This is a genomic window from Flavobacterium kochi, from assembly GCF_048286715.1.
Taxonomy (GTDB): Bacteria; Bacteroidota; Bacteroidia; order Flavobacteriales; family Flavobacteriaceae; genus Flavobacterium.
In genome coordinates this window covers 73,870-88,461 of record NZ_JBLVPW010000007.1, presented here as the reverse complement: position 1 = coordinate 88,461, position 14,592 = coordinate 73,870, and the positions used below count along the sequence as shown (strand labels likewise).

Sequence of the window (14,592 nt, the reverse complement as noted above, 5' to 3'; positions counted from 1 at the left end):
TATTATGAAAAAAATACTTAATTATTTAGGACTGCCAATACTTGTTGTTGGTCTATTATGGTCCTGTGAAAATATTGATGTGCCCATTACAACGCAACTGACGCCTGATGTATTTCCTCAAAATTCAACACAGTTTATACAGGCAGCAGGTCCTGTATATACTGCCTTCCGTGGTGAATTTTCTTTTGCATGGTGGTTTACACAGACCCTAAGTACAGATGAAGCTATTATGCCTGCCAGAGGAGGTAACTGGTATGATAATCAGAACTATAGAATGTTACATTACCATGATTGGACACCAGATAATGGTTGGGTATCAGGTCTTTGGGACTGGTCGTCAAAAGTGATCGGAACAAGCAATCAGGCCATTTCAATTTTGGATCAAACCATGCCGGTAGGTGCTGAGAAATCAACGATGATCTCAGAATTAAAAACCATGCGAGCCATCTCTTATTTCATCCTGATGGATAATTATGGAAGTGTGCCTCTGGATACCGTTTATGGAGATTTTACTTCTCATGCTAAATCGGACAGAAAAGAGGTTTTCAATTTTATCGAAAGAGAATTGAAGAAAGCAATACCTAATTTAAATCCGGCATCCGGCATCACAACATACGGCAGACCAAATAAACAAACGGCGAATGCCTTGCTTGCAAAAATGTATTTGAATGCTGAGCAATATACAGGTACACAGCGCTACAATGATTGTGTTGCCGCTTGTGATGAAGTGATTGGTTCGGGATTGTATGCTGTTGAACCAAGAAGTTCATACCTTCAGATGTTTTATCCAAATAATGGTCCACAAATGAAAGAATTCATTTTTGCTGTGCCGTATGACCCTTCCGCTGTCACTGTAGGTTACAATGGTCAAATGTATCATGCACGTTATGATGTTCCCCGTTCTTTACGAGCAAGGTTTGGTCTTCCTTATACTCCTAGTGCACCCAGAAGTACCCTACCGGAATTTTATGCCAATTTCAATGATTCCAATGATATTCGTAACGGTCAATGGTTGACTGGTTTGCAATTTTTGAAAGACGGAATTACTCCCGTAACTGTTACTACAACAAAAAAAGGATATGATCAGTTCTATACAGGAACAGATGGCGGTGCTGCCTATACCTATCAGGTAAATTTAACACCTGACATTGTCCTTCGTCAGAATCCGGCCTTGTTCGACTGCGGAAATGATGAAATTGCCTGGAATATGGGTTACAGAAATATTAAATTTTATCCTGATGCTACTTCAACAAGCCGCAATCAGAATAATGATGTACCTTTTTTACGTTATTCAGATGTTCTTTTGATGAAAGCCGAAGCAATCCTTCGCGGAGGGAATGCAACGCTGGGACAGACGCCACTTTTATTGGTGAACATGATTCGTTCGAATCGTTCTACTTCAGCTGCATGGACTGCTGTAACATTAGATGATATCTATAAAGAAAGATGTCGTGAACTGGCACATGAAGGATGGCATAGAAACGATATGATTCGATTTGGTAAATATGAAGGGAAATGGGGATTCAAAACCAATGGGAATACGTACCGTCGTGTTTTTCCGATTCCAACTAATGCCAGGGTTTTAAATCCCGCTTTAATCCAAAATGAGGGGTATTAGACCAAAAAATAATTGTAAAGCAAATTGCCAATAAATTCAAGTTTTGTAAAAAGGAGAGGAAGAGTAAAATTTCTTCTCCTTTTTTATAAAAAGGATTACGCTTTTTCTTCGAATCCATTCAAAAACATACATGATTTTGTAAATCCTGTAGTAGCTACTGCTACGTTCGCAACAATTAGTTTAGGATAACGAACAGGGTAAAGAAAACAATTCAAAATAGATCCTGCGTAACAGCTCCCTTTAGAATGCTTAATCGTGTACAAAATCAACGGGGCCAAAAGGTGTAGCGCTATCAATATATATAGAATAAATGAAACGGAATAGAATTTTTAAAATCGGGACTATAGGAATAAGTTTTTTTCTTATTGCTTTAGTATCGTGTAAAACCGAAAAAACAGCTTTTGTTGAAAAAGAACAATTGGCAGATAAAGTATATCCTTTGCTTGATACGGAAAATTCACGGTGGTTTTTCTTTTCATCCGCAAGCCGTCCATTCGGAATGGTGAATGTAATACCTGATACAGGAATTAATGGTGATTGGGGAGGCGGATATAAATACAATACAGATACAGTAAAAGGCTTTAGTCATATTCACGAATGGCAAATGTCTGGTCTTTCCGTAATGCCTGTGACAATTTCTGAAGCAAATAAAAAAAATATTTTTACAGATTTTTATTCTAAATTCAGTCATAAAACAGAAAAAATAACCCCAGGGTACCACTCTGTACTACTTGACAGGTATCAAATAACCTCGGAATTGACCAGTACAAAAAGAGTAGGGTTTCATAGATATACGTTTCCGGACAACGCACAAAAATCCATCCTTTTCAATCTCAATACCATCTTAGGTCCTTGTGAGAATACGAATGGAACACTAGAAAAGAATAATGACTATGAGCTTTCCGGTTCCTTGGTAATGAGTCCAAATTTTAGACGTCCAAAACCAGTAACCGTATTTTTTAAAATTACTCTTAATGTGCCAATTACTTCAATAGAAAAGGATACTCCTACGGGTAATTATTTGGTTAATCTAAATAAATTAGATAAAAAAGTATTGATGAAAGTTGGTATTTCTTATACTTCGGTTGAAAATGCCAGTAGTAATATTAAGCAAGAATTACCCCATTGGGATTTTGACCGTGTAATTACAGAATCAAAAAACGAATGGAATAATTTGTTGGGTAGAATTAAAGTGGATGGAGGAACAGAAACAGATCAAAGAAGATTTTATACAGACCTTTGGCATGCCCTGCAAGGACGAAGAATTATTAATGATGCTAATGGTGCCTATCCTGATAATACGGGAGAAAAGTTTAGGATTGGACAATTGCCGCTGAATGAAAACGGGAAACCAAAATTCAATCATTACAATTCGGATGCGTTTTGGGGCGCCCAATGGACCATTAATACCCTTTGGGGGCTGGTCTATCCTGAAATTATGGAAGAATTTGTACATTCATTAATGCAATATTACAAAGATGGTGGGATGATTCCCCGTGGACCTTCGGGAGGTAATTACACCTTTGTTATGACCGGGGCATCATCGACACCATTTATTGTAAGTGCGATTCAAAAAGGACTGGTAAAAGAAGATTTAGAATCCATTTATATAGCACTTAAGAAAAACCATATGCTTAATGGTATTATGGGAAAAGCGGGTTATGAACATAATACAAACAGTGGCGGAGGACTACAATATTATTTAGAAAAAGGGTATGTTCCCTATCCGCTTCCTGAAGGTGAATTTGGAGGACATCAGGATGGTGCCAGTCAAACAATGGAATATGCTTATCAAGATTGGACTTTGGCACAATTGGCCAAGAAATTAAATCATGAAGCCGATTACCAGTATTTTTTAGCCAGGTCTAAAAACTATAAAAATGTTTTTGACAAAACGGTAGGATGGATGCGTCCTAAAAATGTTGAAGGGAAATGGCTCGAAAATTTTGATCCCTATCAATATGAAAATGGGTTTATAGAATCTAATAGCGCACAATCGACCTGGTTTGTACCGCATGATATTGAGGGTTTGGTTGCTTTGATTGGTGGAAAAGAAAAAGCGGTGGAAAAATTAAACGGTCAGTTTGAAACGGCTCAAAAGTTAAAATTCACTTCCGGCACTTCTCATGATGCTGAATTGCATCCGGAGTTGAGCCGCATTCCAATAAATTTTGGGAATCAACCCTCTATACAAACCTGCTTTATTTTCAATCTGTTGGGAAGACCTGATTTAACGCAGTATTGGACAAGGAATGTAGTAAAAGAAACCTTTAGCGGATTAGCTCCAAACACAGGTTATAATGGAGATGAAGACCAGGGTTTAATGGGGAGCCTGAATGTACTGCTTAAGATCGGTTTATTTCAAATGAATGGAGGAACAGAGAAAAATCCTGAATACCAAATAGGGAGCCCTATATTTAATAAGGTATCCATACAATTGAATTCAGATTATTATTCCGGTAAAAAATTTGTAATAAAAGCACTTCATAATAGTACAGAAAACATTTATATAAATAAAATAAAATGGAATGGGACACCGCTAAAAAGGTTTAGTATTTCTCATAGTGAAATTACTAAGGGTGGAGAATTAATTTTAGAAATGGCTGATACGCCAAAGCAGTAATATTTTTAGGAATTTAAAGATTTACAGCTACCAGCACTAAAATAATACCAACAAAAAGCATTAAAAGAAGGCCATGGAATTAAAGAGTAAATTTATATTTTTTTTAGCGATATCGTTATTTTTTAATAGTGTAGTTATTGCTCAAAATCAGCTTGTTAATCAGGTGGATCCGATGATTGGATCTGGAGGTGACGGGAGAGTTTTTATCGGTCCTTCGTGCCCCTACGGAATGGTAAAACCAAGTCCGGATTGCACCGCAAACCCTAACAGCGGGTGGTTGCCCTTACCAAAAGTAGTAACAGGATTCAGTCAGGTTCATGTTAGTGGAACAGGGGGTGGTCCTAAATATGGGAATATCCAAATCATGCCATTTTCGGGAGCTTTGGATAAATTAGACCAATCCTCATTTAGAGAAGAAGAACAGGTAAGGTTGGGGTATTATGAGACTGTTTTTAAAGAAAATCAGATAAAGACAGAAATTACAACAGGAGAAAAAGTTTCTTTTTATCGTATTACGTACCTTAAAAACCACACTAAAGATTTGAAGATTGACCCCGGTTTTTTTTTAGGAGAACAAGAGGAGCCTAATGCAAGAGAGGCGCAACAATTTGTAGGCTCTCAAATAGAAATCGTTTCAGATACTGAAGTCAGGGGGTATAGCAGAATTAGAGGAGGTTGGAATAATGGTGGTGCCTACACCGTTTATTTTTGGGCTACTTTTGATCAGCCAATTGCTAAATATGTAACATGGAAAGAGGGACGGTTATATGCAAATCAATCCGCTCAATTTGATTCCGGAAAAAAAACAGCAGCTTTACTTTCTTTTGGCAAAGAGGGAAAACAAGAACTAAATGTAAAAATTGGAATCTCATTTTTAAGTGAATTAAAAGCAAAAAACAATATTCAGGAAGAAATTCCGCATTGGAATTTTAATACCGTTCTATCAGATTTGGAAAATAAATGGGAGCAGTTATTAACCCGTATTAAACTTTCACCTGATACCTCTGAAGCGTATAAAAAAATGTTTTACACCGGCTTGTATCATACCATGCTGATGCCGGTAAACAGAACAGGGGAGAATCCTTTATGGACCAATGATGAGCCTTATTATGACGATTTTTATTGTATTTGGGATACTTTTAGAAGTTCCAGTCCTTTGATTACGCTAATTGATTCTAAGCGTGAAGTTGAAATTGTTAACGCTTTATTAAATATATACAAGCGTGAAGGTTATTTGCCGGAAGGCAGAAGTGGAAATGATAACGGGCGTACTCAAGGTGGTTCCAATGCAGCAGTTGTAATTGCAGATGCTTTTGTGAAACAGTTACAAGGAATCGATTATGAATTGGCTTTAAATGCCATGATTAAAGATGCTACAGTGCCGCCAGGAGGAAATGAGGAAAAAGAGGGCAGAGGTGGATTAACCGATTATTTACAATTAGGCTATGTATCGTATGGTATAGATAGAGCAGGAAACAGAACCATTGATTATTCGTATAACGATTATAATATTGCAACGGTTGCTAAAGGATTGAATCATTTGGATATTTATGACAAGTACATAAAACAAGCCGATAATTGGCAGCATTTATGGCGTACAGATTATTTGAATAATGGTGCTACAGGATTTATTATGCCCAAAGACGCATCAGGTAATTGGTTAGATGATGTTGTTTTTGGGGAATCAAAAATTCAAAAACCAACCTTTAGGTATACTCCGGTTATCATTGAATCCCCTTGGTATGTTTGTCATTGGTGTGTGTTTTTTTACGAAGGAAATTCTTGGGAATATTCTTTAAGTATTCCTCATGATGTGCCTGAAATTATCCGTAAATCGGGTGGTGCAGTGGCTTTTAAAAACAGATTGGATACGTTTTTTGACACTAAATTGTATAATGTAGCAAACGAACCGTCTTTTTTAACCCCTTGCTTGTATCATTGGATAGGGAAACCGTATTTAAGTAGCGACAGAATTAGCGCAATCATTAAAAATAATTTTAATACCTCTCATGAAGGTTTGCCGGGGAATGACGATTCGGGAGCGATGTCTTCTTGGTTAGCGTTTCATATGATGGGACTTTATCCCAATGCAGGTCAGCCTTATTATTTATTGAATACGCCTTTAATTAAAGGAACAACTTTGCAGTTAGAGGATGGTAAAAGTTTTAAGATTACGGCTAAAAATTTAAGTGATAAAAAGAAGTACATAAAATCAGCATTATTAAATGGAAAACCTTATAACCAGGCATGGATTTTACACGAAGCTATCGTTAAGGGAGGCGAATTAATTTTAGAAATGGATTCCCAACCGTCAGCATGGGGAACTACTATTTTACCACCAACAAAATAAGCAAAAGATGAAAAATATAATTTTAATCCTTCTTTTGTTTGCAATACATCAGATAGGAATAGCACAAAACTACGTTCCATTAATAAAGAACAATACAGAATTACATTATATATGTAAGTTACACGGTCAAACAAGAACTTTAACATTGACCACCAAAGTAGATAATGATAAACTGGCTTTAGATTTGAATACAAGAGGTGTAAAAAGCAGTATTGTAATTATGCCGGAAGCATTAAAAAATGGTAATGCATTAAGTTTTAATCAGGGAGAATACGCACCCGTTTTGAACTTAAAGCCAACAGAGACTTTTTTTATGATTTCGCAGTCGGCCTATCAGGATTTACTAAAAAAAAATAAATTCATATATAACAATACAACTTATGTTTTAGATGAAAATGCAGATAAAAACAGTGTTGTAATAGACGGAAAATTAATAGGCACTTCGCACGTCATCGCACAGATTGATGAAACCGAAATGTGGATAATAAAAAATCCGGATTTTCCTTTAATTTGTAAAATAACTAAAAACCCATTAGGGATAAATTTCATCTTAGTGAAAATAGTTGATAAGTAATTTATTAGTTAAATAGGAAAAAAATACTATGAAACAAATCAGCCGTGGAGAATTTATTAGATTATCAGGCCTGACATTAGCGGGAGCTTTAGTTAGTGATGTCGTTTTTGCAAATCATCTGTTTTCATGCAACAACACTGCGAAAGAGGATGTTGAATTAATGAAAAAGCTCATTTTGAACAATGATACCAAAGTTAAAAGTATATTGAACAGCGTGCCGCTTAATCCAACTATCAAACTCAGTAGTTTTCGTGGTGTCGCAGGTGCCATAACAACGATGACTGCTTCCATATCCAATTCGGGGTCTGAATATTATAAGTCCAAACTTTTGGCTGAAAAACTGAATCAGGAGATAGATGTTTTGTTGAAGGAGCAATATAGTGACGGTACACTAGATGCGGGAGGAAACAGGCAATCACCACCAGACACCGCCTTTATTTTAGAATACATTTGTCCGGCAGCTGCTCTATTAAAAAGTAATAAACAAAGTGATTTGGCACTGTTGAGAGCGAAATTGAAAAAGTTTATTCTGAATGCGGGAGAAGCTATGGTTACAGGAGGTGTTCATACTCCAAATCACAGATGGGTTATTTGTGCTGCTTTAGCAAATATTAATTCTCTTTATCCCGATGCCAGATATGTTCGAAGAATTGATGAATGGCTTGCAGAAGGTATTTATATCAATGAAGATGGACATTATTCAGAACGAAGCGGAATTTACTCTGCGGTTATTGATAAAGCATTAATTACGATGGCCAGATTATTAAACAGGCCGCAGTTATTAGATATTGTTCATAAAAACTTAACGACTTATTTTTATTATACAGAACCAAATGGTGATTTGGTGACACTGGATTCTAAAAGACAGGATCAGTTTATGAATTTAAAAGTCACCAAATTTTATTTGCAGTACCGATATATGGCAATCCGTACCAATAATCGAATGTTTGCTTATATGGTGAATACAATTGAAAATCTTCCGGATTTTACCAGTGATATTCTATCGGATTCGTTAGCTTTTTTTATGGAAAACGATGAGCTTCGGAAACAAATTCCAGTTGAAGGCAAGGTTGTAAATGATTTTGAGAAGTTTTTTGCAATTTCAAATCTGGCAAGAATTAGACGCGGAAAAACTTCTGTAACACTATTTGGCGGTAATGACAAACCGGTAATGATTGTTTCAGGAAGATCTTCAAACCCCAATTTTTTAATGTATCGAAAAGGGGATGCAATATTAAAATACATGCGCCTGTCTACTTCATTTTTTAGAATGGGATATTTTAGCAGTGATGGTATTGTGAAAGAAGGAAATAAATACGTCTTAAAGGAGACCAAAGAAGCGGATTATTACCAGCCTCTGACCGAAGAATTTCGCAAAGCTGATGGTGATTATAAATTATCTGAATCATCAGATGGAAGATTTTGGAATAAAATGGACTTTGATTCGCGGAAAAAAAGCAACGTAAAAAAACAAATTACGGTGATTGAAATCACAGAAAATAATGGAATGCTGAGTTTGGATTTTAAAGTGGATGGCCCTCCAAATGTTGAAGTGACAATCGAAATGTGTTTTAAGCAAGGGAGCAATATTACCGGAGCAATACTGGATGAAAAAAAGAATTGTTTCCTTAAATCCGGATTAGGAGAACTTTCCTTGGGAGCAGATATTATACAATTTGGCCCGGGAAAGTGTGAACATCTTAACATAGAAAATCTGGATAGTGAAGAATATACGTATCACCAGGGTAGTCTGCGAACCAATGGCGAGCATGTTTACATTACAGGATTTACGCCTTTTTATCACAAAATGACGATTTCTTGATAAATCAGGTAACTCTTCGTGCATTTTTGAAAGGTTATTTTAATTTTACGATAATTAAATTTAATCTATAAATAATTGAAATTATGAAATTATCATTTATGACTGCTTTGCTGTTTTGTTGTATTTGTTTTGGACAAAATAACACAGACACAAGTTTGTATATGAAAGCCGAAAAAAATAAGTTACCTGACCGACATAGGTTCAGAATCAGGGGATTTATACCAGACAATTGGACATCACGGGCCTGCAGTCGAAAACGAGTGGATGGCATTGCGAATCTATTTTAGCGATAAAGCGGCTATCGATGTTTATTCTAAAGCAAAACCAGGTTTAGAGTTGAAAAAAGCGCACTGGTATCCAACTCCGGAGCAACAAAAAGAAGGATGGGGAGCTGATTATTATAAAGTTGGAGCTACTGTAGGTTTGGGAGGTGTACGCCTTTGGGACGGAGAAAAAGTAGTTCCGTTGAATCCAGTATCAAATCGTTTGGCCCGCGTAGGAAAAACAGATAAAACATCATACATGGAAATGATTTCCAGAGGAGTTCCTTATAGAGGAAAAAAAGTAGATATTTTAGTTCGTGTTACGGTATTCTCAGAAAAAAGAGAAGCTAAAGTAGAAGCTATTAGTTTGGGTGGAGAAAAAGTACAATTTGTTACAGGGGTAAATTATTTTAAAGATTTCGAAACTAAAAAAGGAACTAATTATATCGCTGTATGGGGAAAACATCCTGAAGATGTAGCGGCAGAAGTTGTGGGAATTGGAGCCGCAATAATGTACAATCCAAAAGATTATGTAAAAAATACCGATGATGGAACACAGTATCTGTTAATATCGAAACCAACTAAAAATTTACAAACAAAAATCATATCTGCAAGTGCAAGAGAACAAGAACTAAACACTTTGGATAAATTAGAAGCTTACATAAAATAGCATGACTATCCGTAATTAAAAAAATAAAATGTCAAAAATAAAACTTAAACTTTTTTTTACAGCCTTATTGGGGAGTCTTTTTTTATTTGGTTTTAAATGCAAAGCGCAAAAAACAACCCAATCTCAAAAGGAATTTTTAATTACAGAATATGGTTCAAAAGCAGATGGAAAAACGCTCAATACGATAGCTATTCAAAAAGCAATTGATGCCGCTTTTAAAAATAAAGGAGGTCGTGTGGTTTTCCCCAAAGGGATCTTTTTGTCGGGTAGTATTATATTAAAAAGTAATGTAACCTTATATTTTCAAGAAGGATCGGTGTTGTTGGGAAGTACAAATCCTAAAGATTACATGAATATGGCTTTTGAAGGAAGACCCATTTCGCCAAAAAATGATGACAATTCCCAGATGGCTTTAATTTTAGCCCATAAAGCATATAACATTACGCTTGAGGGAAAAGGAACGATTGATGGTCAGGGCTTAAAGCTGGCTTTGAATATAGACAGTCTTCATCATGCGGGTGTTTCAATAGATCCGAAGTATAGCTTCCACAGAAACAGGCCTAATGAAACCATGAGGCCCAAATTGTTTCGCTTTTCTCAATGTGATACTGTTTTAGCCGAAGGGTTGAAAGTAGGTGAGGCCTCCTGTTGGGGATTGTCTTTTGAATTATGCACAAATCTTATTCTGGATAATCTTACCATTGTGAATCGATCTTATTGGAACAACGACGGAATAGATATCACAGATTGTAAAAATGTTAAGGTTGTCAATTGCGATATTAACGCTGCTGATGATGGTATTTGTTTAAAATCGTACTATCCCGGATATTATAATGATGCTGTTTATATTGCCAATTGTACCATTAGATCTAGTGCTAGTGCGATAAAATTTGGAACAGCTTCCTTTGGAGGATTTAAAAATGTTATCATAAAAGATATTAAGGTTTATGATACTTTTCGATCCGCAATTGCCATAGAGTCTGTTGATGGTGGTTTTATTGAAAATATTGATGTTTCAAACATAAATGCCGTAAATACCGGGAATGCCATTTTTATACGCTTAGGACAGCGAAGTGGCGATAAACCGGGAAGTATAAAAAATGTGAGTATAAAGAACATAAAAGTGCAAGTGCCATTTGGTCGTCCGGACAGCAATTATGATTTAAGAGGACCGGAGGTGGATTTTTTCCATAACCCGTTTCCTTCTTCAATAGTGGGTATGGAAGGTTATGCTATTGAAAATGTAGTACTGGAAAATATTGTAATAAATTATCCGGGAAGAGCTTCAAAAGGAATTGCTTATATTCCGTTAAGTCGATTGAATCAGGTACCGGAAGCCGCTCAGGAGTATCCGGAATTTTCTATGTTTGGAGAATTGCCAGCCTACGGTTTTTATGTTAGACATGTTAATGGAATAAGTATGAAAAACATTAAATTAACACTTGATGCTACCGACTTTAGACCCGCATTTGTGTTTGATGATGTTAAGAACCTGGCAATGAAAGGAATTGAACTTCCTAAAGAAAAGCAAAAACAGCTCGTCTTCAAAGCCGTAGTCTCCTCATCTTTAGATGACGAATTACTGCAGCAAAAAATAGAAATTAAAAATAAATAGTGCTTAATTTAATTCTGAAATTAATAGTGATACAAGTGCTTCATCAGAAGATAACTTTAGAGCGGTTCTACCAATAAAAATAATTGTAATGAATTTAAACATTCGGGAATTTAGTCCTGTGCTATTCTTTTTATGCGTATTGATCTGCAGCTGGAAAAATGAGGTGATACATCTTAATGATATCCAGGTTATCGGCAGTCATAACTCCTACAAAATGGAGATTGAACAACCTTTATTTAATTATTTGTATAAACAGGATTCTTCAAGAGCAAAAGCATTGCAATACAAACATATACCATTAGTAGATCAATTGAATTTTGGTTTGCGAAATTTGGAGCTGGATGTCTTTTATGACCCCAATGGCGGGCATTTTTCTAACCCAAAAGGATTAGATATTGTCAAGAACATGGGAAAAGAGCCTCTGAGTTTTGATAAAGAACAAAAGCTTAATGAACCAGGCTTAAAAATGTTTCACATTCAGGATATAGATTTTAGAAGTCATTACCTGCTGTTTAAAGACGCTTTATTTGCTTTAAAAAAATGGTCCGATAAAAATCCGGATCACACACCAATTTTTATTTTGATTAATGCAAAAGATCAGGTCATCATGAATTTACTCCAACCATTACCATTTACAGCAGATGCTTTAGATCGTATTGATGTAGAAATCAAAAGTATATTTTCCCCTAACCAATTAATTACACCCGATTTAGTAAGAGGAAAATTTAAAACTTTGGAGGAAGCCGTTCTAAAAAAAGGCTGGCCCGCATTGGAAGAGGTGAAAGGACGTTTCCTTTTTGTATTAGATGAAAAAGAAGATAAAATCAACCGGTATTTGGAAAATCATGTCTCGTTAAAAAATCGTGTTTTATTTGTAAACAGTAAAGAGGGAAATCCCGAGGCGGCATTTCGAATCCTAAACGACCCGATTAAAGATTTTGTGTATATCAAAGCATTAGTGGCTAAAGGGTATATGGTTCGTACCAGAGCAGATTCAGAGACTAAGGAAGCGCGAACTAATGATTACACTCCGTTTGAAAAAGCCAAAGCATCTGGAGCACAAATCATCTCAACTGATTATTACCTGCCATCCACACTATTTAAATCTAATTTCAAGATTTCTTTTGAAGGCAACACATTTGAAAGAATAAAAAGATAATTAATCCTCACTTCCATGAGATTTAAAAAAAAGTTTTTATATATAGCGCTTTTAGTACTACTGGCTTGCTGTAAAACGGTACAAAAACCAGTTATAAAAGAGGTACGCATCGCTTTTGTCGCTGATGTACACTTGAATGATATTTTTGGTAAATTTCAAGACAGTAATTACCAGGGGATTAAAAACCCGGTTACGGGAGAATATGCCAATATTAGAACCATGAGTTCGCAATTGCAATCTACCAGAATTTTCAATGAGAACTATTTTGCATTTTTACAAGCATTAGAGGATATTTCGAAAAGAGGAATTAAGCAGGTAGTGCTTCCCGGTGATTTTAGCGATGACGGGCAACCTATACATGTTAGGGGATTGGAAAAAATACTTAACGAGTACTCAAAAAAATACGGTATGTCATTCTTCGTAACAACTGGAAATCATGACGTTGTAAAGCCCTTTTCTCAAGAAGCTGCTAAAACGGATTTTTTGGGTAAGGGCGGAAAAGAACAAATTATTAGCAGTTCTAAAACTAACTTGCCCCTGCGCGACAATCAATTAGAACCCATTATTACATCCGATATAAAAAACTGGGGTTACAAAGAGATGTTGAGCGAAATGTCCGATTTTGGTTTTTTTCCAAAAGAAGCCTACCTGTATTGGGAAACACCTTTTTCAAACTATAGTTATGAAGGGTATAATTTTGATGAAGCTTTGAAAGAATCCATACTGGAAAAAAGAACGTATGCCATTAAAAATACCAATTTGTCACTTCCGGATGCCAGTTATCTGGTTGAACCCATAAAAGGAGTCTGGCTTTTGGCTATAGATGCAAATGCGTATGTTCCCAAAGAAAAGTTATCGGGATTGTTAGATAATCCTGAAGATTTTTCAGGAGCCAGTATAGGTTATAATAATGTGCTTTCTTATAAAAGTCATTTAATTGATTGGGTGAAAAAGGTTTCTGTCGAAGCCAAACAAAAAGGAAAAATATTGATTGCCTTTAGCCACTATCCTATGGTTGATTTTAACGATGATGCATCACCGGAATTAAAACTTCTTTTAGGTTCCGATAAAATGCAATTGCAAAGAGTTCCCAGTGAAGAGGTAGCTCAAACATTTGCCGATGCGGGTATTCAAATTCATTTTGGAGGACACATGCACATTAATGATACCGGTGTCAGAACCACAGAAAAAGGCAATACACTGTTCAATATTCAAACACCGTCACTAGCAGCGTATATGCCGGCCTATAAGATACTTACTATTCATTCTGCTTCAGCCGTTGAGGTAGAAACGGTAGTGGTTAATTCAGTTCCGAATTTTAATAGTTTGTTTCCTTTTTATGAACAGGAGTATGCGTATTTACAAAATATAATGAGTCCTAAGATTTGGGATAAAGATATCCTTAAAGCTAAAACATATAAAGATTTCACACAGTGGCATTTAAAAGAATTAGTACGACTTCGACTTTTGCCAGAAGATTTTCCGGTGGAATTTTCGGCATCTATCTTAAAACTTTCCGGTAAAGATTTATTGCTGATAAATGATGATAGGGTAGCGATTGATAAACAATTAGTATCTAATGATGTAACTATTGATGAATTTGAAGCTTGGACAGGTTTTGATATGCTATTCGATTTTTACAGATTAAGAAATGCCGACGAATTGGCGATTCCGGATATAGGTCTGAAGAGATTAAAACAATATCAAATGGTATGCAATCAATTGGAAAAATCGAGTGATGAGAAGTTGGTTTTATGGTCAAAAATATTTCGAAAAATGACTAAAGGCCAGCCTTCAAATCATTTTAAAATAAACCTGAATACCAATAAGATAGACCGAATAAATCCTTAAACAGAGGTATGATTGACTTTGTACTGTAAAAACATTACATTGCATAT

Annotated in this window: 9 protein-coding genes; all 9 read left to right on the top strand. The window is 35.8% G+C overall.

From position 1 onward, the window contains the following. The first annotated feature begins 4 nt into the window (after positions 1-4). The 9 genes from ACNQGH_RS08130 to ACNQGH_RS08090 all read left to right on the top strand — a co-directional run bounded on the left by ACNQGH_RS08130 (position 5) and on the right by ACNQGH_RS08090 (position 14,545). Positions 5-1,618 carry a RagB/SusD family nutrient uptake outer membrane protein gene (locus ACNQGH_RS08130; RefSeq protein ID WP_417955481.1) on the top strand — a complete coding sequence of 538 codons (1,614 nt, stop codon included), beginning with the start codon at positions 5-7 and terminating at the stop codon, positions 1,616-1,618. 310 nt (positions 1,619-1,928) lie between these two features. Next, complete coding sequence (locus ACNQGH_RS08125) at positions 1,929-4,241, top strand: GH92 family glycosyl hydrolase (protein ID WP_417955480.1); 2,313 nt, start codon at positions 1,929-1,931, stop codon at positions 4,239-4,241. Positions 4,242-4,314: 73 nt separating this feature from the next. Beyond that, complete coding sequence (locus ACNQGH_RS08120; RefSeq protein ID WP_417955479.1) at positions 4,315-6,591, top strand: GH92 family glycosyl hydrolase; 2,277 nt, start codon at positions 4,315-4,317, stop codon at positions 6,589-6,591. A gap of 7 nt (positions 6,592-6,598) precedes the next feature. Continuing rightward, entirely contained in the window at positions 6,599-7,165 is a 567-nt protein-coding gene (locus tag ACNQGH_RS08115) for a hypothetical protein (RefSeq protein ID WP_417955478.1), read from the top strand. A 28-nt stretch (positions 7,166-7,193) separates the two neighbouring features. Beyond that, entirely contained in the window at positions 7,194-8,987 is a 1,794-nt protein-coding gene (locus ACNQGH_RS08110; RefSeq protein WP_417955477.1) for a hypothetical protein, read from the top strand. 264 nt (positions 8,988-9,251) lie between these two features. Then, entirely contained in the window at positions 9,252-9,920 is a 669-nt protein-coding gene (locus ACNQGH_RS08105) for a DUF4861 family protein (protein WP_417955476.1), read from the top strand. A 28-nt stretch (positions 9,921-9,948) separates the two neighbouring features. Then, the gene (locus tag ACNQGH_RS08100) at positions 9,949-11,535 is read left to right on the top strand and encodes a glycoside hydrolase family 28 protein (protein WP_417955475.1); all 1,587 of its coding nucleotides are present in this window, start codon (positions 9,949-9,951) and stop codon (positions 11,533-11,535) included. Between the two features lie 88 nt (positions 11,536-11,623). Next, positions 11,624-12,694 (top strand): phosphatidylinositol-specific phospholipase C1-like protein, encoded by a 1,071-nt coding sequence (locus ACNQGH_RS08095; protein WP_417955474.1) that lies wholly within the window; start codon positions 11,624-11,626, stop codon positions 12,692-12,694. Positions 12,695-12,709: 15 nt separating this feature from the next. Next, positions 12,710-14,545 (top strand): metallophosphoesterase family protein, encoded by a 1,836-nt coding sequence (locus ACNQGH_RS08090; RefSeq protein ID WP_417955473.1) that lies wholly within the window; start codon positions 12,710-12,712, stop codon positions 14,543-14,545. The last annotated feature ends 47 nt before the right edge of the window (positions 14,546-14,592 follow it).